This window comes from Roseobacter insulae (assembly GCF_019375555.1).
Taxonomy (GTDB): domain Bacteria; phylum Pseudomonadota; class Alphaproteobacteria; order Rhodobacterales; family Rhodobacteraceae; genus Roseobacter; species Roseobacter insulae.
In genome coordinates this window covers 35,997-62,621 of record NZ_JAHXDN010000008.1, presented here as the reverse complement: position 1 = coordinate 62,621, position 26,625 = coordinate 35,997, and the positions used below count along the sequence as shown (strand labels likewise).

General features: G+C 63.1%; 21 protein-coding genes and 1 tRNA gene. 5 read left to right on the top strand and 17 right to left on the bottom strand.

The genetic code is table 11. The annotated features are described in order from the left end of the window. Positions 1-20 precede the first annotated feature (20 nt). From KX928_RS21950 to KX928_RS21935, 4 genes are read right to left on the bottom strand one after another with little or no spacing between them, the layout of a single operon-like run. On the bottom strand, positions 21-1,127 hold the full coding sequence (locus KX928_RS21950) for a DNA polymerase III subunit delta' (protein ID WP_219507050.1): 1,107 nt from the start codon (positions 1,125-1,127) through the stop codon (positions 21-23). Continuing rightward, entirely contained in the window at positions 1,124-1,762 is a 639-nt protein-coding gene (gene tmk / locus KX928_RS21945; protein WP_219507048.1) for a dTMP kinase, read from the bottom strand. The genes KX928_RS21950 and tmk overlap by 4 nt, the downstream gene beginning before the upstream one ends. Next, positions 1,759-2,928, bottom strand: a complete 1,170-nt coding sequence (locus tag KX928_RS21940) for a D-alanyl-D-alanine carboxypeptidase family protein (protein WP_219507046.1) — start codon at positions 2,926-2,928, stop codon at positions 1,759-1,761. The genes tmk and KX928_RS21940 overlap by 4 nt, the downstream gene beginning before the upstream one ends. A 20-nt stretch (positions 2,929-2,948) precedes the next feature. Beyond that, positions 2,949-3,854: an SPOR domain-containing protein gene (locus KX928_RS21935; RefSeq protein WP_219507043.1), complete on the bottom strand. Its 906-nt coding sequence runs from the start codon at positions 3,852-3,854 to the stop codon at positions 2,949-2,951. 196 nt (positions 3,855-4,050) lie between these two features. Here KX928_RS21935 and KX928_RS21930 point away from each other — a divergent pair. Together KX928_RS21930 and araD are read left to right on the top strand one after the other, a co-directional pair. Continuing rightward, positions 4,051-4,140: transfer RNA gene (locus KX928_RS21930), tRNA-Ser, on the top strand. Between the two features lie 420 nt (positions 4,141-4,560). Next, on the top strand, positions 4,561-6,291 hold the full coding sequence (gene araD, locus KX928_RS21925) for an L-arabinonate dehydratase (RefSeq protein ID WP_219507040.1): 1,731 nt from the start codon (positions 4,561-4,563) through the stop codon (positions 6,289-6,291). Between the two features lie 84 nt (positions 6,292-6,375). Here the strand turns inward: araD and KX928_RS21920 are convergent, their stop codons facing one another. Further along, complete coding sequence (locus KX928_RS21920) at positions 6,376-6,855, bottom strand: protein tyrosine phosphatase family protein (RefSeq protein WP_219507038.1); 480 nt, start codon at positions 6,853-6,855, stop codon at positions 6,376-6,378. Positions 6,856-6,870: 15 nt separating this feature from the next. Beyond that, on the bottom strand, positions 6,871-7,125 hold the full coding sequence (locus KX928_RS21915) for a DUF1272 domain-containing protein (RefSeq protein ID WP_219507036.1): 255 nt from the start codon (positions 7,123-7,125) through the stop codon (positions 6,871-6,873). A gap of 62 nt (positions 7,126-7,187) precedes the next feature. On the opposite strand from KX928_RS21915, the gene KX928_RS21910 reads away from it, so the two are divergent. Continuing rightward, positions 7,188-8,192, top strand: coding sequence for a GlxA family transcriptional regulator (locus KX928_RS21910; protein WP_219507034.1), 1,005 nt, complete (start codon positions 7,188-7,190; stop codon positions 8,190-8,192). Positions 8,193-8,359: 167 nt separating this feature from the next. On the opposite strand, the gene KX928_RS21905 is transcribed toward KX928_RS21910, so the two are convergent. The 3 genes from KX928_RS21905 to KX928_RS21895 are packed head-to-tail and all read right to left on the bottom strand — an operon-like array spanning position 8,360 to position 10,539. Continuing rightward, complete coding sequence (locus KX928_RS21905) at positions 8,360-8,779, bottom strand: c-type cytochrome (RefSeq protein ID WP_219507031.1); 420 nt, start codon at positions 8,777-8,779, stop codon at positions 8,360-8,362. Positions 8,780-8,787: 8 nt separating this feature from the next. Beyond that, positions 8,788-10,089: a multicopper oxidase family protein gene (locus KX928_RS21900; protein ID WP_219507029.1), complete on the bottom strand. Its 1,302-nt coding sequence runs from the start codon at positions 10,087-10,089 to the stop codon at positions 8,788-8,790. 12 nt (positions 10,090-10,101) lie between these two features. After that, entirely contained in the window at positions 10,102-10,539 is a 438-nt protein-coding gene (locus tag KX928_RS21895) for a c-type cytochrome (RefSeq protein WP_219507027.1), read from the bottom strand. 531 nt (positions 10,540-11,070) lie between these two features. On the opposite strand from KX928_RS21895, the gene KX928_RS21890 reads away from it, so the two are divergent. Together KX928_RS21890 and KX928_RS21885 are read left to right on the top strand one after the other, a co-directional pair. After that, complete coding sequence (locus KX928_RS21890; RefSeq protein WP_219507025.1) at positions 11,071-12,015, top strand: hypothetical protein; 945 nt, start codon at positions 11,071-11,073, stop codon at positions 12,013-12,015. A gap of 23 nt (positions 12,016-12,038) precedes the next feature. After that, positions 12,039-13,439, top strand: coding sequence for a sigma 54-interacting transcriptional regulator (locus KX928_RS21885; protein WP_219507023.1), 1,401 nt, complete (start codon positions 12,039-12,041; stop codon positions 13,437-13,439). Here the strand turns inward: KX928_RS21885 and KX928_RS21880 are convergent. Genes KX928_RS21880 through KX928_RS21845 form a run of 8 tightly spaced genes read right to left on the bottom strand, consistent with a single transcriptional unit; the run spans position 13,424 to position 26,615 of the window. Then, positions 13,424-16,615, bottom strand: a complete 3,192-nt coding sequence (locus KX928_RS21880; RefSeq protein WP_219507013.1) for a hypothetical protein — start codon at positions 16,613-16,615, stop codon at positions 13,424-13,426. The genes KX928_RS21885 and KX928_RS21880 overlap by 16 nt on opposite strands. A 37-nt stretch (positions 16,616-16,652) precedes the next feature. Beyond that, positions 16,653-17,546, bottom strand: coding sequence for a hypothetical protein (locus tag KX928_RS21875; RefSeq protein ID WP_219507011.1), 894 nt, complete (start codon positions 17,544-17,546; stop codon positions 16,653-16,655). Positions 17,547-17,557: 11 nt separating this feature from the next. After that, positions 17,558-22,375, bottom strand: coding sequence for a hypothetical protein (locus tag KX928_RS21870; RefSeq protein ID WP_219507009.1), 4,818 nt, complete (start codon positions 22,373-22,375; stop codon positions 17,558-17,560). Beyond that, a complete protein-coding gene (locus tag KX928_RS21865; RefSeq protein WP_219507007.1) occupies positions 22,375-23,982 on the bottom strand; it encodes a baseplate J/gp47 family protein in 1,608 nt (535 codons plus the stop codon). Before KX928_RS21865 ends, KX928_RS21870 begins: the two co-directional genes overlap by 1 nt. Next, complete coding sequence (locus KX928_RS21860; protein ID WP_219507005.1) at positions 23,979-24,449, bottom strand: GPW/gp25 family protein; 471 nt, start codon at positions 24,447-24,449, stop codon at positions 23,979-23,981. The genes KX928_RS21865 and KX928_RS21860 overlap by 4 nt, the downstream gene beginning before the upstream one ends. Positions 24,450-24,465: 16 nt before the next feature. Then, positions 24,466-24,798, bottom strand: coding sequence for a hypothetical protein (locus KX928_RS21855; protein ID WP_219506997.1), 333 nt, complete (start codon positions 24,796-24,798; stop codon positions 24,466-24,468). 12 nt (positions 24,799-24,810) lie between these two features. Continuing rightward, positions 24,811-25,611, bottom strand: coding sequence for a phage baseplate assembly protein V (locus tag KX928_RS21850; RefSeq protein ID WP_219506994.1), 801 nt, complete (start codon positions 25,609-25,611; stop codon positions 24,811-24,813). Beyond that, positions 25,608-26,615: a hypothetical protein gene (locus KX928_RS21845; protein ID WP_219506989.1), complete on the bottom strand. Its 1,008-nt coding sequence runs from the start codon at positions 26,613-26,615 to the stop codon at positions 25,608-25,610. Before KX928_RS21845 ends, KX928_RS21850 begins: the two co-directional genes overlap by 4 nt. Positions 26,616-26,625 lie beyond the last annotated feature (10 nt).

Sequence of the window (26,625 nt, the reverse complement as noted above, 5' to 3'; positions counted from 1 at the left end):
GTTCAGCGCCAGGCCCGAGCTTACCCGGTGGCGGTTTGGCTAATCTTGATCAGGGTATCTAGGACCAGAGCGGCAGGGTCAAGGTTCACCGCGCGCCCATGTCGTGCGCGTGCGCCCGTCTCCTGCGCGGTGTGTGCCCAGGCCCGGCCCGCGCTCTGGTGCGGTGCAAGCCGGGCGAGGGTTGCGGCTTCGCGCGGCACCACCTCGACCGGCGGCGGCGACCCGGTTGCCCCGGTACGGGCAAGGCGAGACAGCAGCAGGTCGATGAGTTCGAAAAGCAGATCGCGCTTGGCCTCGCCGCCGCGCGCTGCTGCCGTTTCCGCCAGCTTCAGGGCGGCGGCCCGGTCGAATTGCGGCAGGTTCCCGATCAGCCGCGTGAGGTCGCCATATGTTTTCAACCCCTCCAGAAGCGAGAGCCTGATGGCGGCGCCGACCGACCCGCTGGCAAGCTCGGCCAAGGCCGCGGTGGTCTTGCCCGTCTCTACGCCCGCCTGATCGAGCGCCTTGGCCATGTCGTCCGCCGAGAGGCTCTGCAACCGCAGGGTACGGCAGCGCGACCTGATGGTCGGCAACAGACCGGATGGCTGGTGGCTGATCAGCAGCAGCGTCGCGCGCTCCGGCGGTTCCTCGAGCATTTTCAGCAGGGCGTTTGCGGCCGACGGGTTCATCTCGTCCGCGGCATCGACAAGGACCACCCGACGCCCGCCATCGGTTGCGGAGAGCTGGAAGAACCCGGCCAGCGACCGGATGTCATCCACGACGATCTGGTCGCGCATGCGGTCGGTGGTGGGGTTTGGCGTGCGGGTGATGGCTTTCAATCCCGGCTCTGCACCCGCCGCGATCCGCCGCGCGACGGGATGTTCAGGATCAATCGTCAGTGACGTCGGTGCGGGCGGCGCGCCAAAGAGGCCGTCATCTTCCATCAGCGGTGTAGCCAGCAAGAAACGCGCGATTGACCAGGCCAGGGTGGCCTTGCCGATCCCGCGCGGGCCGGTCAGGAGCCATGCGTGATGCAGCCGCCCCGTTGCGAAAGCCTCCAGAAAGGCCTGCTGCGCCGCGTCCTGACCAAACAGCCGCTCGGTGTCTCGCGGATGCGGCGCGCCGTCGATCTGGTTCGGGCCGCTCATGCCAGCCGCCCATCCACGTGATCGGCGATGTCGCGCGCGACGATATCCACATCACGGGCACCGTCGATGACGCAAAACCGATGGCTGAACTCCTCGGCCAGTTTGAGAAACCCTTGGCGCATCGCCACCTGCAGATCTTCCCCGAATGCCTCGAAGCGCTCGTCACTTGTTTGCCGGGACAACGCCCGGGACAGGCCGACCGCCGGATCCATATCAATGAGCAGCGTCAGGTCCGGTTCATGGCCGATCATCAGGTCGTGCAGCTGGTCCACAACCGCGCGCAGATCGCCCCGCGACAATCCCTGATACATGCGGGTGCTGTCTGCAAACCGGTCGCAAATCACAATTTTCCCCGCGGCGAGGGCAGGCAGGATGGTGCGTTCCATGTGATCCCGTCGTGCCGCCGTGAAAAGCAGGATCTCGGTCTCTGCCGACCAGCGATCAGGATCACCCTGCAATACAAGTGCCCGGATTTCCTCGGCGCCGGGCGAGCCACCGGGTTCTCGTGTCAGAACGACATCATGCCCCTTGCGGCGCAGGTGGTCGGCAAGCTTTTTGACCTGGGTCGATTTGCCCGATCCGTCAATGCCTTCGAAGGTAATGAACGTGCCGTTCCCGCGCGGGTTTGCGCTCACGTTGCGCCCTCGGGTCCCTGCACCAGCTTTTTGAACAGGACAAGCGCGGCAGTGCTGACCCGGCTGACAAACCCGCCGCGCTCAACCGCGCGATCCGCCACCAGGGGAATGCGGGTTTCGGGCAGGCCTTCCAGCGTAAAAACAAGCTCCGCAAGGGGATCGCCCTTGGCGATGGGCGCACTGACCGGACCCGTGTAGACGACTTCGCCCGCGATCTCGTTGCCCGCAAGGGCTGGCATCAGGATACTGATGTCTTCGGCGGCAACAAGGCCAACCGAGGCTTCGCTGCCCATCCACACATCGGCCTGGGCAAATTGCTCGTCCTTCCTGGCAAGCGGTCGTATGGCAAACTGGCGGAAGGCCCAGTTGACAATGGCCTGCGATTCCTGCGCACGTTCCGCAACGCTGCCAAGCCCCGAGATCACGAAAATCACCCGCCGGTCACCCTGTTTGGCAGATCCGGTCAGCCCGTAGCCGGCTTCCTGCGTGTGGCCGGTTTTCAGGCCGTCCGCCCCGATGCCCATTGTCAGCAGCGGATTGCGGTTGCGCTTGTTGCTGGGCACCCGGTTGTCGAACTCGAACTCGGTCTCTGCGAACAGTGGGTAGAATTCGGGGAAATCGGTGATCAGCCTGTTGGACAGCAACGCCAGATCCCGCATCGACATCAAGTGACCCGGCTGCGGCCAGCCGTTGGAATTGGTGAAGGTGGAATTCGTCATCCCCATCTGCTGCGCGCGCTGGGTCATAAGCCGTGCGAACCCGTATTCCGTGCCATCGGGCGACAGGGCTTCGGCAATCACCACGCAGGCGTCATTCCCGGACAAGACGATGATACCGCGCAGCAGATCCTCGACGGTAACGGTTTCGCCGGAGCGCAGGAACATGCTGGAGCCGCCGTAGGACTGCGCATGTTCCGACACGGGCAGTTCCTCGTTCAGGTCAAGACCACCATCCGCCTTGCCGCGCCGGATCGCCTCGAACGCCATGTACAGCGTCATCAGCTTGGACATGGAGGCCGGTGGCAGCGGCGTATCGGCGTTTTTGTCCAGCAGCACCGTGCCGGTCGTCTGGTCGACCACAAAAGCGGCCGTCGCTTTGGTGTCAAAGGCCAATGCGCTTGTGGTCGCGGCGATCAGCGTAAAGAGGGCAACAGCAAGACGGATCATGGCGGCTCCTGATGTAGTGGTCAGTTCGTGACAGCGTAGGCGTCGGAGAAACCTTCGCCCTTGATTTTGGTCAGAAGGGTATTCTGCTCAGAGGTCGTTGTCGCCGGGCCGACGATCACGCGCCAGAACGGTTTGCCGCCCGCTTCCTGTGCTTTGATCACAGGTTTCAGCCCGGCGCTCTGCATCTGCTTGGCAGCGCGTTCGGCATTGGCTTCCTGACTGAAGATGCCGATCTGAACATAGGGTTTCTTCAACGTTGTCTTGGGGAGGGTCGACTCGATCACCGGCGCGGCGGGCGCGGATGTCGCTGCCGCAGACGCCGTGATCTCGCCGGGCGTCGGGTCGGCGGTCTCGATCGCGGCACCTGCGGCGGCAATAGGATCCAGAGATGTTTCGCTGATGTCATCGGGGGCTTCAATCGCCTCGGCGGCGGGCGTGACGGGCGTTTCCTCGACCGTTTCCTTCACCAGCGCCGTGACATCCAGATCAACCGGTGCCCCGGCCAGCACGCCGAGGGCCTCGGCGGCATCAGAAGAGATTTGCAGCCGCGGTCCGGGAATATCGCGTTCCCTGCGAAACAATGCGCCGACCACGAACTGGCCATTGGTCTGATTGCGGATGATCACGCGCTCGGGCTCGGTCACGTCGGGGTGCGCCACCCAGACCCCCCCCAGCGACGGACGTCCGTCCCAAAGCCCGGGTTCGGTCGCGGAAAACACCTCCGGGGCTTCGACATCCCGTTCGATCACGTTGGTTGATCGGGCTGGGTCCGGCGCTTGCGCGGTTGCTTCCGGTTTCGGCGCAAAGACATCTTTGAAATTGAAATCGCTGCCCTCTTCACAGCCCGCGAGCACTCCAACCGCGCAAAGGGCCATGATGGTCCGCGCTGTCGAAATCCGATTGAGGGTGATTATGTTGCCGCTCATTTTTCGTGTGTCCTTGCCTGTTTGCCGGAAGTTCGGCACGCCTTTTAGCCCCTTGAAGCGGGATCTTTGAGCGCACTTTAACTTGCGTTCTCATTTGTGGGAAGGTGTTGCGGGCAAGATCGGCAATTATCCACGGATTCAATCGGGAAAATTTCCGGTTTCAGAATCATTTGCGGACCACTAGGACGGTCTGACCGGAGGAGTGGCAGAGTGGTCGAATGCACCGGTCTTGAAAACCGGCGTGCGTGAAAGCGTACCGTGGGTTCGAATCCCACCTCCTCCGCCACAGGACTTTCGCAAGAAAGACAGCGGTTGCAGGAACAGAGCAGTGGGCGGCTGTTGTTTTGTAGAAACGATGAGAGTGTCCGGCGGCTGAATTGCGGCTCGTCAGGTCAGCAATGTCACACCTATTGGCGCAATCGGCCCCCAAGGCTCTGAACGGGCGCGCTGATTGGGGCGGTGAACCGCTTTGTGCGTTCGGTAGCAAACCCGATCCGCAAAACGAATTTGAGCCCGGCTTCCAGCGTGGTGATGCGATTGTCGGACAACCGGCTGCATCACGTGATCGCCGCCGCTTGCGGGTATTACCTCACCGGTTGATCGCCATGTGGATGACGCTGGCAGCGCATCAGTGGCGTGGCGTCAGTGCGAGTGCTAGTCTGACCCATCCCCTAATCCGCCAACAGAAATCTGGATTGATAACTCTATGCTAAAAAAACCAGAAGATCTGCGCTCTGCACGTTGGTTCGCTCCGGACGATTTGCGGTCCATGGGGCACCGAAGCCGTGCGATGCAAATGGGGTGGTCCGAAGAGGATTGGCAGGGCAAGCCGGTCATTGCGATCATCAACACCTGGTCTGACCTGTCGCCGTGTCATCATCACCTGCGCGATCGCGCCGACTGGGTTAAACGCGGAATATTGCAGGCGGGCGGCACCCCCGCAGAATTGCCGGTGCATGACTTTGCCGAACAGTTTCTGAAGCCAACCTCGATGCTCTATCGAAATCTGGGCGCGATGGAGGTCGAGGAGACCTTGCGCAGCCATCCGGTAGACGGTGTTGTGTTGATGGGCGGATGCGACAAGTCCACCCCGGCGCTGGTGATGGGGGCGATTTCAATGGGGCTGCCGTTTATATTCCTGCCGGCCGGCGCGATGATCCGGGGCAATTACGCGGGGCAGAAACTGGGGTCGGGGACAGACGTCTGGAAATACTGGGACGAACGGCGCGCGGGCAACATCACCAGGGCCGAATGGGAAGGCGTACAAGGCGGGATCGCCCGATCTTACGGGACGTGCATGACCATGGGCACCGCTTCCACGATGATGTCAATTGCTGAAGCCTTTGGCGTTACGCTGCCGGGTGCGTCGTCGATCCCTGCACCTGACGCAGCTCACAAGCGCATGGCGGCGGCTTGTGGGCGCCGGATAATCGACATGGTTTGGGAAGACCTGACGCCGGACAAGATCATCACACCACAATCGACACGAAACGCCGTGACCGTGGCTATGGCCACCGGCTGCTCAACAAATGCCATTATCCACCTTATCGCCATGGCGCGCCGGGCAGGTATACCCCTGGGGCTTGACGACATCGATGCCATTGGACGCACCATACCCGTGATTGCGAACATCCGACCGTCTGGCACCGACTATTTGATGGAGGATTTCTACTACGCGGGTGGATTGCCCGCGTTGATGCAAGAACTTGGCGACAAGCTCGACCTTTCTGTCATGACGGTCAGTGGACAAACACTCGGCGAAAGCCTTGCGGGGGCCAGGAATTACAACGCTGACGTCATCCGTCCACTCACTGATCCTGTCTACACGGAAGGATCACTGGCGGTTCTGCGCGGCAATCTGGCGCCGGATGGGGCTGTCATAAAGCCCGCCGCCATGGATGCGAAATTCCTGACACATAAAGGGCCAGCCATCGTCGCAGACAGCTATGGTGAATTGAAGGAAATCATTGACGACGAAGATTTCCCGATGACCCCTGACAGCGTTCTGGTGCTGCGTAATGCCGGACCCAAGGGCGGGCCCGGCATGCCGGAATGGGGTATGATTCCGATGCCGAAAGCACTTCTGAAACAAGGTCATCGAGATATGGTGCGGCTGTCGGATGCGCGCATGTCGGGGACATCTTTCGGCGCCTGCATCCTGCATGTTGCCCCAGAGGCGTTCATCGGCGGCCCGCTGGCGCTGCTCAGGACCGGAGACATCATCGAGCTGCACGTGCCCAACCGGTCGCTGAACATGCGCGTCTCTGACGAAGAGCTTTCCCAAAGGCGCGCGGACTGGGTTGCGCCACCTCCTAAGTATGGCCGGGGCTATGGCTGGATGTTCGCACAGCATATCGAACAGGCCGACAAAGGATGTGATTTCGACTTTCTCGGAACGGAGTTTGGCGCACCGGTGCCCGAACCGGAAATCAACTAACTGCTTGAAACATCGGGCGGCGTGCCCGTTCGGGCGCTGCCGGGGATGGGGCTGACCAACACGGCAAAGGCCCTCCCGCGACTGTCAGTAATCGTCACCCGCGTAGCGATTTGGCTTGCCCCTCGCCTCCGGGTTTCCGATGAAGGAGGCCCAGTCGTCGCCGGGTCGCCAGATGCTCTCCATGTTGCTGAAGGCCTCCGCTTCGGACATGCCAAACCCCTCCTTGGCATAGCGGAAGAAGAAAGCACTGACGCGCGCATTGTAGATGCAATGTACATGCACTTTCAGATCGGGCAGCGCTTCGATGGCAGACCTGAAGTCTTCGAAATTGCGATCCGTCGGGTTTTCGAATTCGACCGGAATATAGATATACGTCATGCCGAGCGACGCCACCGTGCCCGCCTCGTCGTCGAGCGCCCCCTTGTTGTGGTGCGGACCCAGGTTGATGATATGGGTTGTCCCCAGCTTTCTGATATCGGCGAGCTGCTCTTCTGTCGGCTGGCCGGAGGTAGTGATCCGCCGGTTTATCCGCCGCCAGTTCAAGATCTTTGGCAAGTCTGTCATGTCACCCTCTGACCATCAGGTCTCTATCTGTGCACATGCGGCATGTCTTTTGATGAAACGCTCGGTGGCTGCCGGGTGTTTGGTCAGCTGCGCCGCAGGTCGAATGGGTCTCGGCACGAAATTGCCGCCGCAATTGGGGCACCTGTTCCCAAGCTTCGTCTCCACGCATTGCGCGCAGAAGGTGCACTCATACGTACATATTCGGGCGTCAGAGGCCGATGGCGGCAGGTCTTTGTCACAGCATTCGCAGTTCGGCTTCAGGGCAAGCATTGGGCATCCTCCGATTCATCTGCCCATAGACTAACGGTCGATGGCGTGGCAGGAATGACAATATGACCTCGAAAGCTGCCAAATCGAACGCAGATGTCCGAAAACCACGGTTGGTCGTTTTTGTCGTGTATCCAGATATCGTTCTGCTGGATCTGGTTGGCCCGTTGCAGGTGTTTTCCCATGCACCCGATCCCGCGACGGGGAAGAACGGCTATGAATGTGCAGTGGTTTCCGTCGATGGAGATCTCACCGAAACGAATACCGTGGTGTCGATACCAAGCCTGCCTGCGGCACACGTCAGCGACCGTCAGATCCATACGCTGATCGTGGTGGGCGGGGACGGCGCTATTCCCGGTATGCGCGACACAAGGCTTGTCGGGACCATCGCAAAACTGGCGGCCCGAGCGCAGCGTGTCTGTTCGGTCTGTTCGGGGGCTTTGGTGTTGGCCGTGACCGGATTGCTGGATGGCCGCAGGGCTGTCACCCATTGGGACGATTGCGCGATGCTGGCCGATGCGTTTCCGAACGTTAAGGTCGAAGGGGATCCCATCTTCATCAAGGATGACAATATCTGGACATCGGCCGGGATCACGGCGGGGATCGACATGGCCCTGGCGATCGTATCGGAGGATTTGGGGCGTGCCTCAAGTTTCCAGGTCGCCCGGTCGATGGTCGCCCAAATGGTCCGCTCCGGTGGGCAGTCCCAGTTCAGCCCGGCGTTGGGCCGTCAGCTGCGCGATGGGGCAGGGCAGTTCGAAGCTCTGCATGCGTGGATCGCGGACCACTTGCATGCGCAGCTATCGGTCGAAGCACTTGCCGACAGGGCGAATATGAGCGCGCGCAACTTTGCCCGGGTCTACACAAGGGTCATGGGTATCACGCCGGCGAAGGCAGTCGAGGCGATCCGCATTGAAAAGGCGCAGCAGCTGTTGGAGGTCACGAACCGCAGCATCAAGCAAATCGCAGTTCAATGCGGCTTTAACGACGAAGATCGCATGCGCCGGTCATTTCTTCGCTTGCTGAACGTATCGCCTTCTGACTACCGGCAGAATTTCCACGTGCCGTGATGTCCCGTCAAGCTTGGCAGGCTTTGCATCGCCCGGTCACCTTCAAAGTGCGGGACGTTCAGGCGAGCAGACTATGAAACTCATTGTCACGGCGTCTGCCGAGCGACCTTTGTTGGACCAGTTTGAGTGCTCCTGATAGCCCCAACGCACTGTACCGGGCGATGGGACTAGTCGTGGGGCGGGTTCCGCGTGGTCTGGATGTCCTGAATTGGCTCCGGCCAGGTTGAGCGGATGTAAGACAGGATGTTCCATATGTCGTCGTCAGTCAGTGTTTCGCCAAAGCCGGGCATCCCGCTTTGGAAGCCGGTGACGCCGCGCGCGGCCAAGGCGCATTGTCCGCCCAGCTTGGTGTATTGAAACAGGAGCAGATTGTCGTGGTGCCACGTGTGACCGGTTTCGTCATGCGGCGGGGCCCGCAGCACGCTGTCTTGATCCGGGGTTTGCCAATCGGGCTGCCCTTCCAGATCGGCCCCGTGGCAGGATGCGCAATTCTCGCCGTAAAGCGCCTTGCCGGTGTCCAGATCGCGGTCATTCAACTCGTGATCCGCCTGTGCGGTGGTCGCAGCAATCATCGCGATCAGCGCCATGACCGGTCTCAAGACACGTCAATCCAGGTTTTCATACCGGAGGCCTGGTGCCCCAGCATGTGACAATGCAGCAGCCATTTTCCGGGGTTGTCGAAAACCACGGCGATCTTGCGCACCTCGCCTCGATCAACCAAGGTTGTGTCTCTCAGGTCTCCTTGGGTACCATCATCGGCCAATTCGTAAAAATGGTGACCATGCAGGTGAATGCCGTGCGCAAAGCGGGTGTCATTGATCAGATCAATCACCGCGGTCTCGCCACGTGTGATGCTGGCAAGGAGCGCATCGGACAATCCCGAGACGCCGTTGAAGGACCATATGTCGCCTCCTGCATGACGCCCGCCCATTGCGCCGCCTTCCATTTTCAGCGTCAAAGACCTGTCCGGAATCTCCTTGGGCCGCTTTACGTCAGGTTGCATCAATGCATCGACAGAAGCGCTGAGGGGTGTTGTGTTTTCGCCCACGATCGCCAAGTGCCCCATTTCATAGATGTCATCGCGCAGGACAAACAGGAAATCCACCTGCCCGGTGACGCGACCGATGATGTCCACGCGCTGCGCCGGAGCAAGCTGAAAGTCCTCCAGGGCGCGCGGCGTGGCCAGTGGCATGCCGTCCAGCGCCACAACTTTTGCCGCGAGCCCGTCAATCCGAATGGGAAACACCCGGGCTGTTGCGGTGTTGATCAGGCGCAGCCGAATGCGATCGCCCAGTGCGACAGTGCTGCGCGACGGAAGAATTTTCGCATAATTCCCCAGGCGTCCGGCATGTGCGAAATCGTGCTGATTGCCGAACCCCCCCACCAGCGTGCCCGTTTCTTCGATCCGCCAATCGTCCAGCATCACCGTAATATCGTGATCGACCTGAGGCGGGTTGACCTCCTCAACAATCAAAGGGCCATAGAGCCCTTTGGCCACCTGTTCCCAAGAGCGGTTGTGAGAGTGGTACCAGAAGGTTCCGGCATCAGGTGCCTGAAACCGGTAGTCAAAGCTGTCGCCGGGCTGAACCAGCGGCTGCGTCAGGCCCGGCACGCCATCCATGGCGTTTTGCAGACGAATGCCGTGCCAATGCACTGACGACCCTTCGTCGGTTTGGTTGTCGAACCGCACGGCCAGCGTCTCGCCCTGGCGCACACGCAGCTCCGGTCCGGGTGTCGATCCGTTAAAACCCAGCATTGCGGTTGCGCCATCCCCTTCCGGCAGGATCTGGGCACTGACCGGCTCGGCGCGCAGGACATTCGGGCTGGCCAGGGTCGTACGCGGCAGCGCCAGCGCGGCACCGGCCCCCATCAGAAACGTTCGGCGTTTGACTGTCATGAAATGCAATTCCTATTCGCGATATGCTTTGTGACAAGCTTTGCAGTTGGCCGCCAGCGATGCCATTGCTGGCCCCAAATCGGCAGGGCCGGTAATGCTGGTTGCCAATCCAAGGGCCATCTCTTCCAAGTCGCGCGACTTGCTGGTGAAATCATCGAAGTTGCTCCAGATCGCCTGCTTGGCCTCGGATTTCGGGTCATCCTCGCGCGCTTCGAACAACTCCGGTGTGGCAGCCGCATGTCTGGCGATTGCAGTCGCAGCCGCCTGCGCCGCGGATTGGTCAAAGCCCGTTTCTCCCTTCGCCATCTGGCCAAGAACTTTCATCCCGTCGGCAATCCCGCTCATTGCATCCATCCGGGCTTTGACCGCGGCGTTCTTCACGCCGGTATGCGCAAATGCAGCGCCGGCCAGCACAATGGCTATTAAGGTGAGCAGGTTCAATGACTTCATAGTTTCTGTCTTTCCAGTTTGGGTGACGCCTCTGGTGCGTTGCAATCGGCCAATAAGCGTTCCACCTACGGGAAGGTCAAGCACAAGTTTCTAACAGATCCGTTATCGGTCGGAATACTGAAATGCCGGGCGCGCCCCTTGTTTTTTACCAAGGTTGGTGATCTCCACATACCCGCAAGGCCGCTACATCTGATCCGGCTTCAGGGTAAGGACCGACCCCCCGGAAGTCATGCAAGTGCGCTATCCATCACGGACCGTCGCCCCGACACTGCGCGGCGGCGTGAGACGATGCGCCAAGGGCCTCCACCACCGCCGCCACCCGGATATGTGGCGCGAGCGTGAACCCCCGGTTTTGACAAAACAATCCCGGACGACAAGCGGCGCGTCGCCGCATAATTTGCTACCGAGGGTAGAATCTGTTAACTTATTGTCTGTTGGGATGCAATTTTGGCGTCCGATTACCCAAACTGCATTCTGTACAGTCGTGCTTTCTGACCATTCTGCGTATTTTGAAATATTGGGGTCAATACTGTGTTCGGTTCCGTAGTACTTGAGACGTTTTTGGGGCTTGCCCTCCTTTTTCTGACGCTGAGTTTAATTGTCACGACAATCCAGGAAATGATTGCCGGTCTCTTCGGTATGCGCGCAGGCAATCTGATACGCGCCGTGCGCAACCTTCTGGAGGACGGCGGCAAGGCACTGGCCGACGACGTTCTGGACCATCCCGCGATCAAGCGGCTCTACCGGGGCAATGCGCGCAGTTGGCTGACGGGTTTGGTCGGAAATGGTCCTTCCTACATGCCGAACCACTCGTTTGTGACCGCGCTGCTCGACACCCTGCGGCGCCGGAATGCAAACGGGCCAGCTGCGCCGATTTCGGAAGATGAGCTTTTGGGGCGGGCACCGGACATCGTGCGCGACATGCCCAAGGGTCCGCTGAAAGACGCGCTTGCCCTGATGATCGGGCAGATTGGTAACACCGACCGGTCTATCCAGCGCCGCATCGCCTCGGTGGAGCAGCGGCTGTCGCTTTGGTTCGACGAGTCGATGGATCGTGCGTCGGGATGGTACAAGCGCCGCGCGCAAGCCATCAGCCTGATCCTGGCCGCGGTATTGGTGGTGGTCGTGGATGCGGATGCGCTGAGCTTCATGCATCAGCTCTGGGCCGATGCAACGCTGCGCGAGACGCTTGTCGAGGTTGCTGAAAATACACCGGTCCCCGCGATGCAGGTCGCGGGTGATCTTGGGCCGCTGATGGATCAGTTTGGCCAGTTGCCGCTGGGCTGGACGGAAACGGAAAGCCTGACAGACCGCTTTGCCGACCCCGCGGTTGCCATTCAATCGGTTGCCGGATGGCTGATCACCGCTCTGGCGGTCAGCCTGGGGGCGGGCTTCTGGTTCGACGTTACGCGACGCATCCTGAGCCTGCGTGCGAGTGGCCCGAAGCCTGATGACGTCAAGGTGGCACAGGTGTGATATCAGGAGAAAGGCGGCGAGTTATGACTTCGAACGCGGCTCACGTCCTGACATTGGTCTCGCAGGAAAGCGGCGACACGTTTGACGCGCTTGTTCGGGTTCTGGGCGAGCTGGATTACCGGCTGAACCTTGTCCCGCCGACGCAGATGCCGAAGGCTGCCCATGGTCAGCCCAGCCTCATCTATCTGGGGGACAGCGGGTGGTCACCCAATGCCATGCACCGCCTGAGAAACGGCGCGGTTGAGCCGGCCCATCTGCTGGCGCTGGAAAAAACCGCGTTCCGCTGGGCTGAACCGGTGATCCGCAACAGCCGCGATTTTGTGACATGGCCCTGTGGCCGGTCCGAGCTGAAGCTTCGGCTGGAGAGGAGCTGCGTTGCCCCGTCCGGCGACGTCAGTGTTCAGGATGTGTTGCGCCAGAAGCGTAGTGCGCCGGTGCGCGCCCTTGGGTTGGTGGGGCGTTCGTCGGTGTTTCTGGACAGCCTGCTGACGCTGGCGCGGTTTGCCGAATGCGATGCGGCCGTGCTGATCCACGGTGAAACGGGCACCGGCAAGGAACTGGCAGCGCGTGCCATCCACAGATTGTCACGCCGCAAATCCGGCCCCTTCGTGCCGGTCTGCTGCGGCGCCCTGCCGGACAGCCTGATCGAAGCGGAGTTGTTTGGTCACGCGCGCGGGGCCTTCACCGATGCCCGCGAAGCCCGCAGCGGTTTGGTGGCACAGGCTGAATCCGGCACGTTGTTTCTGGATGAAGTCGAGGCGCTGAGCGCCAAGGCTCAGGCGGCACTGCTGCGCTTCCTTGAAAGCCTGGAATACCGGCGTGTCGGGGGCAATCGAAGCCGGAAAGCCGATCTGCGGGTGATTGCGGCGGGCAACGAGGACCTGCACCTGCTGGCGCGTCACGGCGAGTTCCGCTCCGATCTACTTTACCGGTTGAACGTCCTGTCGCTGAGTTTGCCGCCGCTGCGCCTGCGGGGAGCCGATTCAGAGCTGCTGGCGGAACATTTTCTCACCAAATTCGCGGGCTCTTACGATACCGGCCCGCTGACCCTGACGCCGGAGTCGCGGATACATCTGTCAACCTATGGCTGGCCCGGAAATGTGCGCGAACTGGAAAACACGGTTCACAGAGCGGTGGTGACCGCCACGGGCCAGAGTGTCACGCTGACGCCGGACGCTGGACCGGACTGCGGTGCGGATGCGCAGCCGCAGGCATTCGGTGCGGCCAAGCGCAAGGCGATCGACACCTTCGAGAAGGGCTACCTGTTGTCATTGATGCGCGCGGCGCAGGGCAATGTGACGCGGGCTGCGCGCCATGCCGGAAAGGAACGTCGCGCGCTGGGAAAACTGCTCAAGAAACACAAGATCGACACTTCGGCCTTTCAGGAGAATGCCGATGACATGCCCGCTCAGGAGGGTGTCTGATCTTCCATGAGCGCCTTGGCCTTGGCTACGAGATCCTGTGCCAGCGCGTCTGTATAGCCCAGACGCCGGACAAGGTCTTCCGGTACGATACGGGCGAGATCACCGACAGTTCTGATATCCACCGTTGCGAGCTGCGTGGTGCGCACCTCGCCCACCCCGTTGATGTCACCAACCGGCAGGGCGGCCCGCAGGGTGACTGCGGTTTCGGCCACGCGCAGCACCCGGCGGGGGCGCGTGCCCGCCAGCGACATCCGTGTCGCAACGGCCGCAAGGCGGGCGCTGGCGCTTGCCGCGGGCAACGTGCCCATGACCGAAAGTGCAGGCGTGGTTGCCGGGCGCAGGCTTGCAATCGTCGCCGTCGGCGGAAGGGCAGAGACCGTGGTAACGGCAGTGGCAGTGGCCGGTTCGGCAGCCCCGGATTTGCCGCAACAGGGGTCGGGTTCACAGACATCGCCGGGGGCGGCGTCCGGCGGGGTTACGGCGCAGGGCGTGCCCGGTGCCACCGGGGTCTGCGGCACGGGTCGTGGACGGAAGCCAACGGTGAAATCACGCACCGTCAGGCGCCCGGGCGCTTCCGACAGGAAGGCAACCGGCACCTCGGCAGGTGGCGCGGCCTCCACCGCGACGGCCACAACCGTCAGCGTTGCGTTCTGGGCAAGGGCGATCTGCACCTCCGCCTGCCGGACCGTATCGGGAACGGTGCCGGCAAGCCGGGTGATCTCGGCACCGTCCCTTGACACGGCTGTTGTCAGCGGTGCGCGCTCCGACCCATGCCACACAATGCTGAACACAGGGTCGGGGCCATCGGCTGGCGCGGTGGTTTCCAGACCGGCGGCCACCCTTGTGCCGGGTATGACGGTAATACCTTGGCGCAGAACCAGCGTTCTGCCCCGGGTGTCCCTGTTGGACAAGGTCACCCCGCCAAGTCCGGCCCCAAAAGAAAATGCCGCGTCCGCAAAGGCGTCTTGCGGTGCCGTCTCCCATCCCTTGATCGCACGTGTGCCGTCTTCGGGCGCCGCTGCCTCCCTCATGTCAGGATTGGCTAGCGACCGGGTGCCCGCGGTCAAAGAAACGACGTCGACAAAGAACGAGTCGTCCGGGCTGGCCACAAGCCTGACTTCGGCTTGCTGCGCCCCGGCGGGTGCCGTCGTGTCGAGGGTCGCTGCGGGTATCGCCGCGAGGATCGGACCCCCGGAAACCGCCGCGCTGAACACAACCGGATCGGCAATGACTGACGCAGGGGGCGGCTCCAGCACATCCACCCCGGCAACCCCGCAGTCGGCACTGCGCCAGATCACCTCGATCCGGCCGCCCGGTGCCAGACCGAAACCGCGGAAGGTCAGCCGGTAAGGGCATCCCGGCGACACGGTCAACACCTGTGAAAGCGATTCAGCCGGGTCCTCGTTGGTGCCGACGCGCACCAGTGTCACCGGCAGGATTGTTACGTCATCGGGGTCCAACTCCGGCGCAAGGCGCACGCCGAACACCCGACGCCCCACACTGTCGCCGCTCGCCGTCCACCCGGCGGGACGATAAACCTCGGCCTCTTCACGATCGGCAAACCCGCCATTGATCAGGTGCTCACCACGGGGGCAGGCATCGGCCAGGCGGCGATCAAGCGCGGCGTTGACCGCAGTGGTAAACCGCTCTGAATCGAGCGAGAACTCGACTCTGCCCAGCGGTTGGAACGCGTCCAGTTCCAGGATTTCCGCCGCGCTGCCACGGTCGATCTCTGCCCGGACGGGCACGTTGAAAACCGGTGATGCCCGGCGAAGGCGAACCTGTGGTGCCAGCGCCCCGGGCACGTCCGTCGCCCGTGCCGGACGCCACGACAGGCCGCCGTTGTCGCTGGTCTGCGCCTCGGCGGTGCCGTCGCGCTCGGGGTTGAGATGCCAGGTGACGGAGCCGGCGACGCTTTGAACGACGATCCAAAAGCGGGGTTTGCCTGTCTGCGTATTCGCCGCAGGCAGCGTGACGGCCTGCCCAAGTGCAGCATTGAGCCAGCGGGGCGTGCCATGACGTGAGACATCAAGCGATCCGGTTGCCCGGGTGGCCAGAAGCGATACGTCCCCCGGTTTGCCGTCGAAATCCTCGCGCAGGTCGATCTCGACCCCGGCATTCCGGTCGGACGTGGACAACAGCACATCTACAGCATCGGCCACCGTTTCTTCGATCATCGCGAGCGGGGTGGCCACCGCGTGCCCCGCGGGTACGTCAAGCGCCCCCTGCGGGGAGCGATCGGCCAAGGCGCCGAAGCTGATCTGACTGTTTTCAAAGGTGCCTGCGATCTCCACCCGTGTCTTGTCCGGGTCAAGTTCCATGCCGTCGGGCACCTTGACTTTCAGCAGGCCGTCACCCGCGTCGGCAATGCCGTCGTGAGAGTAATCCAGCGTCATCTCGGGCAAGCCTGCAGGCAGGCTCGTGCTCGTTTCGTCGTATTCCGCCCTTATTTCGATCCCCAGGCGCGCTGTGGTATCGGTTTTGACGGTCACCGGCAGCACCGCAAAGCCGTGTTCAACCGGAGCGACGGCCAGCGCAGCCTGAGCAAACTCGACCAGTTCAGTGGTTTCGACAGCCGTTGTCACATCGCCCGGTCGCGCCCAGACAGCCGGTTGCTCACCCAAGGCGACCGTGAGGTTGCTCGCCACCGCCCGCAGGGTGATGTCGGTGACCAAGGGCAGCGGCGGCACCGCGTCGGGTGCGACCAGACGCATCCGCTGTACCGACAGGCCGGGAAGATCCGCAGTGTCACCGGGCAGGGGGAAATCTCCTGATTGCTGGGGAATGGTGCCGTTGGCGTCAACAGCGACAAAGAGCCCCCCAACATCCACCTGCAACGCGGCCCCCGCCAGCCCGATCCCACCGACGTTTTGCAGTGCCCGGAATCCATTGAACGCCACCTCTGTCCAGGGCAGGGCGCCGGTGCCGCTGGTGCGCGTCACACCAGTGGGCCGGGCGGGTTCCGCGGGATCGATCGCCACATCAGACTGCGGGCCACTCCCCGCCGGGAAAGTGAGGGCCTCCAGCCCCGGGCCGACAGCGCCGCTCTCGTCGGCAATCGGCGTAATCAGCAGCCGGAATGATTTCAGCCGCGCGCCCGGCGGCAGGCTGCGCAGGACAAGTGTGCGGGGTCCGTTGAGGAATCCGCTGGCCGGAAATCTGTCCACCACTTGCATCGCTGTCACTCCTCTGCGTGCCGGGCCGGTGCCCCTGTCAGACCTTCAGCAGCACCATGACGCACATGGGGCGCGCCTCATCGCCGTTCGGTCCGAATATCGGTTCCTTCAGGGTCAGGCTCAGCTGATCGAAATCATGATGCTCGACCAGAATGCCGCGTGGCAGGCGAACGGACTCGGCCTCGTCGCGATCCGCTGGCGGGTTCACGGTTTTGCAGGGGCGCATTTTCAGCCACAGTTCATCCCAGTCGCCCTTGGCTTTCAGGCTGCCGACCGTCCGTTCCTCGCGGCAACAGCGTTCGTACCAGGGAGAATGGCAGTAATCGGCCGGATCGAAGGAGTCGTTCGGGGCCGCGAACATCGCTGTCCAGAGTTCGGTTTCCAGATCACCCAGACTGGAGTCGTCCGTGTACTCGACGTCGAGGTAATCCAGCAACTCGGCGAGCGGAATGCGAAACGGTGTTTCACCCGTCGCTTCGATTTCAACCGTCACATCGTCATGCCGCAGTTTCTTTTCGCTGGTGTGATAGAGGAAGAAACGTACTTCTTCGCGATGCTTGTCGTCATCATGCGCGCATATCACCTCAAAGCTCTTCAGCTCGTAGAGGTCTACCAGCGGGCAGAGCTTAAGCTGGTGGTCGATCAGGTTGCGCTCGTCGAATTCGAGCACCTTGAACAGTTTGCGGTAACCGGTGTGTGTGGGGAATTGTTGCATGGCTTGCTCCAGAAATTTTGCCAGAAGGTCCTCGGCGCTTGACCCCTCAAGGGCGTCGCTGTCCTTGGCCTTGTCGATTTCAGTGAGGGCAGCCAGCGCCTCGGCGATCTTCTTGGCAATTTCAGCGCGCATCTTCGACTGCATCGCATTCATCGACTCGGCGGTGATCAGCTGCCCGGGTTCGAACGTGGTAAAGGGTTCTTCTTCGTCTAACATATTCATTCTCCTTAACAATTTGGATCTTCGGGCGGGGTGCCGTCGCGGGTCACTGACAGGCGGACCCCAGCGGCCTTGAGATGCTGCACGCCGCGTGGTCCCGGTTTGGCCAGATCATCGTCCGGGATGCCTGTCAGCGCCGGGCCATTCACGCGCTGGCGGGCGTTTTCGAAGCGGGCGCCGTCGAAGGCGACCAGCAAATCGAAACGGCCCGGCCCGCTGTCGCAGATCACGACGGAGATCCGGTTGCCGTGGGCACCGGCCTCGCTGGCGGACACTTCAATGAAGCCGGGCACGCCGGGGTCACTGAGAAAGAGCCGCGCGGGCTGTCCGGCGCGACCGCCCTTCAGGAATTTCGGGCGCGAAAACGGCAGAATGGCGGCGTCAAACCCGATCGGCACGGCATCGGTTGGAGCGGCAACAAGCAGGCGCGAGTCGCGGTCCTCGATCGCTTTTTCCGGGTCCAGCCGCTTGGTGAAGTGATCCTCATCCCCGGCGGGTTCGGTGACAAGGCCGCTGATGGTCTCGGGGGCGTCCTCGGTCAGGCCGAAGCGGTCCATGTCGAACCGGGCGCCGTAGCGTGCAGGCATCTCCAGCGGCAGGTTGATCTGGGCGGATGCGGCGGCATGGCTTTGCCAGTTGAACCCGACATCGGCCACGCCGCCACCGGAGGCGGGGGCAAATACCGCGGTCGAGGCCGCGCGCGGGCTTTCGGCAAAACGGCTGACGTCGAAGATGCCCTGCTCAAGGCACCTGCCACCCGCGAAATGCGCCTTGTCGAACTCCGCCGCGTCAAACCGGGCCGCAAGACAATCGACATAAAGGCGCCTGCCGTTGCCGCGCGGCAGATGCGCGGCCTCCGACTGGTCCAGAACCTCTGCGCGCACAAGTGTCGACGGATCGGGGCCGGAATTGATCCGATGCAGAACAGACAGATGCTCCGGCAGCCCGGAGGTGACAAGCACCACAGCGCCGAAGTCTTCGGTGACCGAGGGGTCATCTGTCGCGATGATCTGCAGATCGTAAAGCGCGTGGATCGCCTCGGCAAGAATGCGGCTGCCGGACCCTGCGCCGACACGCTGACCGACAATCGCAACGGGATGATCGACAAGCGCCTGCACCGGCTGCGACGTGACGGGTTCGACACGCGCAATTCTGATGCCGTCCAGATCGGCCAGCGCCAGTTCTGTGCCCTCCGTCACCAGCCTTCCGAAGGCGAGGTCTGACGGCAACGGGGCGGGCAGGGTTGTCGCAGGCCCCATCCGGACCTTGGGCGCGCTGTCGCGGCGCGATAGTTCGGACAGTCTGATGGTGTCATGATCCACATGTCCGGTGATGACCAGATGGCGGCGTCCATCTGCACCGGTCGCCATCATGCGGCTCTCGTCCCGGGGGTGATCGAGATGCGGCAGCAAAGGCAGCCCAAGAACCCGCCCCGCGCGGGCGGGCTGGTCTTCGGGCCTCGTGATGGATGCCCTCAGTCTTCCACTGCGGACGCTGATGTCGCCCCGCGCGCCGGGCGGCAGTGCGTCCCGCAGCCGCAGCTCCCATCCGGTTTCGAGATTGACCAGCCCGGGTGATTCCACGCCCGCATCCGCTGCGAGCGTCACGTCATGCACCGTTTCCACGGCACCGGTATTCTCCACAAAGATGGCGTCGGCATGGACGAGGTCCGGCGCGAAGAGCGACGTTTCTTCGGGCGGGTATTCCACCAGCTCGAAGTGGCGCGGCGGCAGCAGTGACAGGGTGGCGCCATCGGGGGCTGCCAGCTGTAGCTGACCGTCTGCAGTGATCTCCGCCATGTCGGCAAACCGCGCGTTGATCGCCTCGACAATTTCGTCCGGCGACGTCGCCTCGGGTGCCTCGCCGGCAATGTCGATGTCAGTGGGCAGCGCATCGTTCACGGAGAGCCGCAGGACCGAGCGTTCCCCGAGATCGACCCCGGCGCGCAGATCAACCTTGCCCGTCAGGGTCGCCCGGGAAGCGGCTTCGCCCTGCGCATCGACAGGACCCTCTCCGAATAATGTCTGTGCCGCATTGCCAGCCGTCGTTTGCTCCAGCACCAACCGACTGGACGGTCCGGGCGTAGGGGCCTTGAGAACGAGATGCCCGTCAACCGCGCTGGCCACGGGCCCATCGACGGCCGCGTTGATCGCGGTGACAACCTCGTCGGCGGTGGCATTCGCAGGGTCCGGGGCCGTCGCGGCGCAGTCGATCTCAAGGGGGCCGGTCGTGTCCACTCCCAGACGCAGAAAGCGCGCCCGCGTCAGATCAATGCCGCCCGCCAGATCCGCAAGCCCCCTGATCATCGCGGCCTCGGCCGCTGCACCCTGATAGCGACGTTCCGGCTCAATGCCCAGAAGGGTGGCGGTTGCGTCATTCTCCGTCGGGGTCAGGATGGCAAGTTGGCTGTCGGTGCCTTTCGTCGGTGATGTCAGCAACAGGTGCACCCCGTCGTGGCTGGCGACGTTCACGCCCAGGGCGATGTTGATGGCGATGGCGATCTGCCCAAGCGATGTTGTGGCAGGATCAGGTCCGGCGCAGTCGATTTCGAGCGCCGCGCCGCCGTCAATTGCCAGCCGCAGGTGCGATGCGGCGCTCAGATCGACGCCCGCAGACAGATCGGCGGTGCCCGTGAAACTCACCTGTCGCGCGTCACTGCCGAACACGGTGACAGGATCAACCCCGAGAAGCGGCGCGAGGGCGTCGGTGAACCTTGGGGGCGATAAGGTAACGCGGCTGCCGGTCCCGCTGGTGGGCGACATTAGGCTGAGGCGGTTATCGCTGCTCAGCGCGGCAACCCCATCACCCAGAGCCGCATTCAGCGCGCCGAGCACCTCGTCCGCCGTGGTGGTGCGCGGGCGGATGCCGACGCAATCGACCTCGACCGGGGCGGCCCCGTCGATGCTGACGCGCAGGTAACGGCCCGCACCCAGATCGACCCCGCGGGTCAGGCTTTTCGCGCCGGTGATCCGGGCCTTCGTCGGCGCCGCGCTTTCGGCTTCGGCGGACAGAAACCCGAGCACTGCGTATGCGGCGTCTTCGAGGATCGGCACACGGCTGACAAACCGCCGCGCGCGCGGCTTTTGAAGGGGCAGCAGCTCAATCCGCCCGGTGCCACCGGGCTGCGCGCTTTCCAACACCAGGTAACCATCATCGGCCCGGGCCGACGGCGCATCCTCCAGCCCGTTGATCGCCGCCGCGATGGCCGCCGCATCGAGCGGTCCGGTGTTTGCCGCATCCGACAGATCGAACGTGACCGGCTGATGATGATCGATGGCCAGTTGCACCAGGGGCCGGGCCGCGAGGCTGATCCCGTCCGACAGGTCCACAGTCCCGCGCAGCTGGGCACGTTGCGCCCCGCGCCCCTGCGCCCGCCGGGGTGGCAGCCCGAGCAGCGTCAGCGCCGCATCACCCTGTGCCGCCTGTCCGATTTCCAGCGCACCGCTTGCGCCGGTGTCCAGACCGGTGAGTATCAGGTTCCGGCCATTGTGACGCGCGATGTCGGCGCGCAGAGCCTCATTAATGGCGGCCACGATTTCGGGAAGCTGGGTGTTTGTCGGGTCTGGGCCTGCGCAGTCGACCTCCGAGGCCGGGCCGTCATCGACGCTGACGACAAGACGGCTGCCGGTGCTCAGGTCAACCCCGGCGGAGAGATCGGTTGTGCCTATCACGGTGCCCGGTGCCGCCTGCGCGCCGATCACGATTGTCGGGACGGTGCCGAAGATGCGGGCCGTGGCATCCTGCGCGGCGGGTTGCTGGAAAGCGATGCTGGAGCCGATGCCGGTGGTGGGAGATTGCACGACCACCACCTGACCGTCGTGACTGGCAACCGACGCCCCCAGAGCGGCGTTGATCGCGTCCACGATCTCATCTGGCGTAGTGGTGGCAGGGTCTGCCCCTGCGCAGTCAATTTCAGCCAGATGTGTGCCGTCTATCCGGAGCCTCAGGAAGCGATGCTGCGATAAATCAATACCTGCCGACAGATCAGCGTCGCCGGCAAACCGTGCAGACCGGGCCTCGGTGCCGAGGTAGCGCAACGGAAGCCGCCCAAGCAGCACGGCGGCGGCATCCCCGGGTCCTTCACCCAGATGAAGGGCGCTTTTCTTGCCGCTGGTTGTCGAGGTCAGGATGAGCCGCCCGCCAGAAAGGCTTGCCACCGGATCACCCAGTGTCGTGTTGATCCGCTCGGAAATTGCGTCCGGGTTGTCCGCAGGCGGCGCGGCGGCCAGATCGATTTCCACCATGGGTTCCTTGTCGAAGGCAACACGCAGGATGGCACCTTCACTTAGATCGACGTCCTGCGGCAGCGCAACGGTGCCGGAAATCTGAGCAGGCGTGGCATCGGCACCGATGGCCACGGACCGGTCGCCCCCGAAGATCGCGGGCCCTGCATCGCGACGGCTGACATGCGTGGTCGTCAGCCTGTCGTCATCACGTCGCCACCACGCATCGAAGGCGGCGTCACTGTCGTCAACTTCCAGACCTGTCAGGATGGAGGTGGCGCGCAACAGCCCGCGCACTGTCGCCGGTCCATCGAGGATCAGACGTACCCACAGCTTCAGACGCCGCCGGAACTCCTCCACCCCGTCATCGGGATGCGGTGCCAGGCCGTAAAGCGCGGCGAATTTCGGCAGGTCGCTGAAGTCGGCGACGCCGAGGTCCGCCTGATCACACCAATGCGCGCGCATGATGGCCGCCAGCGCATTTTCCGCCCCCTGCAATTCCTGACCATAGGTCCGCGCCAGTGTCGCCAAAGGCGAATTGGCTGGCTGCGCGGTGAAGGTACCGGGCAGCAGGTCAAGTATGCGCTGGGTTTTGGTTGCCATCAGCCCGCTGCCTCCTGCAGTGCGATATCCACCGCGGTAAGGTCGGCAACGATCCACGCCGGGTCGCCGTCAAGCTTTGCCAAGACCTGGAAGTTGCCGGCCTCGATGTCGGCATCGCTCGCCGGGCCGGTCCCGTCAGCGGTGACGATCAGGCTGCGATCAGGGATGCGATTGCCGGTCGGCGCACCGGGGTCCAGTGCGAACAGCAATGCATCGAGCTCGGCCCGCAGGGCGGTTTCCTCCTGCGCCGGGTTCGCCCCCAGAAACCCGATCAGCGCTTCGATCACGTCTTTCGGCGCAGCCGGGCTCGCATCCGTGCGGAAGGTGTGGAGGTCGACCAGATTGACTGACTGGACATCGCCAACCGCTTCGACCGCCTTGATCAGGTCGCCACCCTTCAGCGGGTCGCCACTTGTGAGCGGTTCAACAAATTCCGCCACTGCCGCGATGATCTCGTCAACAAGCTTTTGCTTGCCTGCACTGGTCAGCCCCGGCTTGATCCCGGCAATGATCCGCGGGGTGACGAACACGTAGCGCGCCACAAGCGTTGCCGCGATGCCCGCTGCCCGCTGATCATTGACCGCGGCCTTGACGCTGGCAAACCGCTCCGGCTCACTTTCGACCAGCAGGGTGACGACGCCCGGCGGTGTGCGCCGCGCCACCGGCCCGTTGGGGTCCCAGAATTCGGTGACCTTGGCAAAGTTGTCGACCGCGGCCGCTTCGAGCGCGGGCAGGGTGGCGTTGCCGAGCTTGTAGAGCTCTGCCTTGGCCCGCGCCCGCAATTCCGCGTCAGTTTCCTCTGAGGCGCCAAGGATCGTCGGTTCATTGTTGGTGACCTTACCGACGCCGGCCAGTGCCCGGACCAGAGTGTCGATCGCCCCGGCTTCGACCTGACCGTCCTCACCTGCGAAATCGACACCGGCGCGCACCGGCACGTCGATACGCGCCTGACCACGTTGCAGCGTGCGTTGCTGGGTGGTTTCGAACACGACCGCGCCATTCTTCGCCGTTAGCTTTGTGCCCGATGCGATGGTCACGTCTCCGTTGACCGCCGGATCGCGAAAAAAGGTGACCAGCCCGACCGCGAAATCACCAGCCTTGCGCCGCACCCCCAGTATCGACACCACCAGATCCAGCGCCGTGCCTTCCGCCGTGTCGATGAACCCGAAACGGTAGGCGCGGTTCAGCTGCTGGTACAGCGTGGCGATTTCGCGGCTGACCGCCTCTGAGAGGGTACGGGCCACGCCGCCCACGTTGATATCGGTGATGGGAGAGCTGGCATCCGCGGGCACGTAATCGATAAAGAAGGTACTGCCGTCGATGGGTCGCGCACCCCCGTCGAGCCAGAGAATCGCGGCCAGGTCGGGATCGTACGCGAAATCAATGCCCTGCTCGAAGGCGTGATTGCCGGGGACCGCATTGGTGTTGTCCGCCTTCTGCCCGGTCAGGCCGCGCACACCCGCGGCCGGTTGGGCGAGGGGGTAAAGATCGGACTTCAGATCAAAGATGACGGGTTCGTTGACGACCCCGCCGACAAGGCTGGTCAGGATGTCATCCGTGACCTCGCCGAAACTGCGCTGGATCAGGTGAACGGTATCGGGATTCATGGCGCTACCCCCGTGTTGAAAAAGAACGGAACGACAAGGTTGAGAGGTGAATCCTCGCCCAGAATCTTAAGTCGCAAGTCGATGTCGACGCGTGCGGGATCGGCGCGCCCCTGACGTACCTCCGCGCTCAGCACCCGCTCGACCCTCGGTTCGCTCTGCACCGTGCGCAGCGCGTAGAGCTTGGCAAGGTTCCGGTTGGCCTCGGTATTGGGTTCACCAATAAGCAGGTAGAGCCGTGAGCCGTAGGTCGGGTGACCCAGCTCGGCCAGTTCGCCTTCGTTGGTCAGGAACCGTATCAACAGGGCCTGGGAGATGTTTTCGACGCCGTGCACGGTTGACAGATCAATGCCGCCGCTGCCGGGCCGTTCCGCAGTCACCAGATCGCGACCGCGGTCGCGATCCGTCTGGGCGCGGCGGTTTCTCAGCAGGATCAGGTCAGTGCCCAATCTGTCTTCGAAGGTGCTCATCGGGTGCCTCCTGTCTTCATGGCGGCCACCCGTCGACGATGTAGGGTGCCGCCGGCGGGCCAAGAATGGTCAGCACCCCCGGAGGTGACGGGATCAGGTCGAGCATGCGCACCAGGGCCTTGCCCGCGATACGCACACCGCTGCTGGCGATCGGCCCGATAACCAGCGGATAGGGTATGCCGGTCACCGAGTTGATCATCGAACACAAGGACCCGGTGGTCGCCAGCGGCATGCCGCCCGCCGTGATGAAGGGCGGAAAAATCCCCACGATCACACCGCTGTCCGGCGGACCGGCCGCACCGGGGGTCACGATGACCGCCGCACCGATTGAAACCGGGGATCCTGGCATGTTCGCACCTCCTTACGGGCTGAAATTGGTAACGCCCTGAATGGCGACGACCGCACCGCGCAGCGTCGCGGACCCATTGGCTTCGACCGAAGTGATGGCGCCTTTCAGGCTTGCGTTCACCCCGGCCTCGACCGTCGTGTTTATCTGGCCCTTTATGGTAACGTTGAGCCCTTCGATGGTCACATCGCGCTGCGCCTTCATCGTCAGCGCCCCCACCGCCTCGACGGTGGCATCGCCGTCCTGATCGAGTGTGATCTTTGTGCCGCCGGTGACAACGGTGACGGTGCCCCCCGACGCGCCTGTCTGATCGATGAACAACTCCGACGGACCGGCGGTCGCGCGTACCGTGCCATCGGTGATCCGAAGCGTGATCTTGGGCGCCATCTCGATGATCAGTTCGCGCGGTGGCGATGCCGACTGATGATTGCGGATCGCCGCCTTGATCGTTTCGGTGTCGCCCGCCTCCAAAGGCAGGCGGAAAATCACCTCGTCACTGGTGTTGATCGGCGGGCGGTCCTCGTCATTGTAAAGCCGTCCGGTAATGATCGGCTGGTTGATGTTGCCCCGGTCAAAAGCCAGCAACACCAGATCGCCCAGGTTGGGGATCGCGACGGTGCCGATGTGACCGGTGGCCACGGGCACGCGGGTCAACTCCAGCCCGCTGTTCTTCAGCCGCACATCGCAACTGTAATTGTCGCTGTCACCGGCGTCGGCATGGGGGTGCACTTCCGTCACAACCCCGATTTCGGTCACCCGCAGGGCGTCGAGTTCGCGTCGGACGATGGCCTGAATTGTTGAAACCGTGTCGGTCATGGTGCCCCCCCGATGGATTGAAAGCGGACCACGGTGACGAACCCGGTTGCCTTGCTGATCCGGTGACGCAGGCCACGCACCTGAAAGGTCGCGTTGAGATCTGCGTCGGGCATGCCCTGCAGGCGAATGGCGTCGCCCAGCTGGATATCGGGGTTGCCCAGTACCGTGACCTGACCGCGCAGCCGCTGGTTCAGCAATCTTGCCAGCAGGGCATCTGCCGCGCGCTGGGCCGCCTCGGCCGTGCGCAGCGCGCTGTGCTCCAGCAATGCCAGCGGTGCGCCAGTCCCGGCGCTGCCCCGCAGGGGTTCGAAATCCTTCACCAGCCACGACCAGCTTTCGGCTCCTGCCGACGCGCCCGGGCTTTCACCCCATGCTTCGACGTTTGCCGCGCGTGACACCGTCCGCTCGACCTGATACTCCAGCACATCCTCGCCGTGATCGAGAGGGAAGACACGCTGCCCGCTGCCGAAGGGTTCGAACACAAGGTCGTTGTCCGTGTCGCAATAAAGGTCAAATCCGGTCAGCCGGGCCAGGGCGGTCATATGCTGGAACCGGTTTTGACGTGCGTCGGTGACGAAATAGGGAAGAACTTCGCTGGTCTGGCTGCGTGCAACGGCAAGGCCGGATGCATCTGCAAGCTCGGTCACGATATCGGCGGCGGTCTTGTCGCGGAACGTCAGGTTGTCGCGGTCGCGCGACAGCTGCCGCCCGGCACCAAACCCGGTAACACGCACGCGCTCAGGCCCGGCGTCGATCTGATCGACCGCGCCCGTCATCACCGTCACGGGTGCGGTATCGGCACCGGCAAAACCCAGGGCGATCTCCGCGTCATTGCCGCGCTTGGGCGCAAGCGATCCCACCCGTGCAATCGTCAGGTCAAACCGGTCGATCAGAGGTGCCATATCGCGCCGCACGTCGATATCCAGCAGTGTGCTGGCCAGGGGTTCCGCGCGCATGTCGACCCGCTGGTCGCCAAGGGTCACTTTATATGTCGGGGTGAGCATATGCTTGCAG

Bases quoted from the DNA above. Each gene is read 5' to 3' on its own strand.
- KX928_RS21845 (WP_219506989.1), bottom strand. From the start codon at position 26,615: ATGCTCACCCCGACATATAAAGTGACCCTTGGCGACCAGCGGGTCGAC.
- KX928_RS21910 (WP_219507034.1), top strand. From the start codon at position 7,188: ATGACCTCGAAAGCTGCCAAATCGAACGCAGATGTCCGAAAACCACGG.
- KX928_RS21850 (WP_219506994.1), bottom strand. From the start codon at position 25,611: ATGACCGACACGGTTTCAACAATTCAGGCCATCGTCCGACGCGAACTC.
- KX928_RS21940 (WP_219507046.1), bottom strand. From the start codon at position 2,928: ATGATCCGTCTTGCTGTTGCCCTCTTTACGCTGATCGCCGCGACCACA.
- KX928_RS21920 (WP_219507038.1), bottom strand. From the start codon at position 6,855: ATGACAGACTTGCCAAAGATCTTGAACTGGCGGCGGATAAACCGGCGG.
- KX928_RS21950 (WP_219507050.1), bottom strand. From the start codon at position 1,127: ATGAGCGGCCCGAACCAGATCGACGGCGCGCCGCATCCGCGAGACACC.
- KX928_RS21905 (WP_219507031.1), bottom strand. From the start codon at position 8,779: ATGGCGCTGATCGCGATGATTGCTGCGACCACCGCACAGGCGGATCAC.
- KX928_RS21885 (WP_219507023.1), top strand. From the start codon at position 12,039: ATGACTTCGAACGCGGCTCACGTCCTGACATTGGTCTCGCAGGAAAGC.
- KX928_RS21875 (WP_219507011.1), bottom strand. From the start codon at position 17,546: ATGTTAGACGAAGAAGAACCCTTTACCACGTTCGAACCCGGGCAGCTG.
- KX928_RS21870 (WP_219507009.1), bottom strand. From the start codon at position 22,375: ATGGCAACCAAAACCCAGCGCATACTTGACCTGCTGCCCGGTACCTTC.
- KX928_RS21880 (WP_219507013.1), bottom strand. From the start codon at position 16,615: ATGCAAGTGGTGGACAGATTTCCGGCCAGCGGATTCCTCAACGGACCC.
- KX928_RS21895 (WP_219507027.1), bottom strand. From the start codon at position 10,539: ATGAAGTCATTGAACCTGCTCACCTTAATAGCCATTGTGCTGGCCGGC.
- KX928_RS21935 (WP_219507043.1), bottom strand. From the start codon at position 3,854: ATGAGCGGCAACATAATCACCCTCAATCGGATTTCGACAGCGCGGACC.
- KX928_RS21900 (WP_219507029.1), bottom strand. From the start codon at position 10,089: ATGACAGTCAAACGCCGAACGTTTCTGATGGGGGCCGGTGCCGCGCTG.
- KX928_RS21915 (WP_219507036.1), bottom strand. From the start codon at position 7,125: ATGCTTGCCCTGAAGCCGAACTGCGAATGCTGTGACAAAGACCTGCCG.
- KX928_RS21865 (WP_219507007.1), bottom strand. From the start codon at position 23,982: ATGAATCCCGATACCGTTCACCTGATCCAGCGCAGTTTCGGCGAGGTC.
- KX928_RS21860 (WP_219507005.1), bottom strand. From the start codon at position 24,449: ATGAGCACCTTCGAAGACAGATTGGGCACTGACCTGATCCTGCTGAGA.
- araD (WP_219507040.1), top strand. From the start codon at position 4,561: ATGCTAAAAAAACCAGAAGATCTGCGCTCTGCACGTTGGTTCGCTCCG.
- KX928_RS21855 (WP_219506997.1), bottom strand. From the start codon at position 24,798: ATGCCAGGATCCCCGGTTTCAATCGGTGCGGCGGTCATCGTGACCCCC.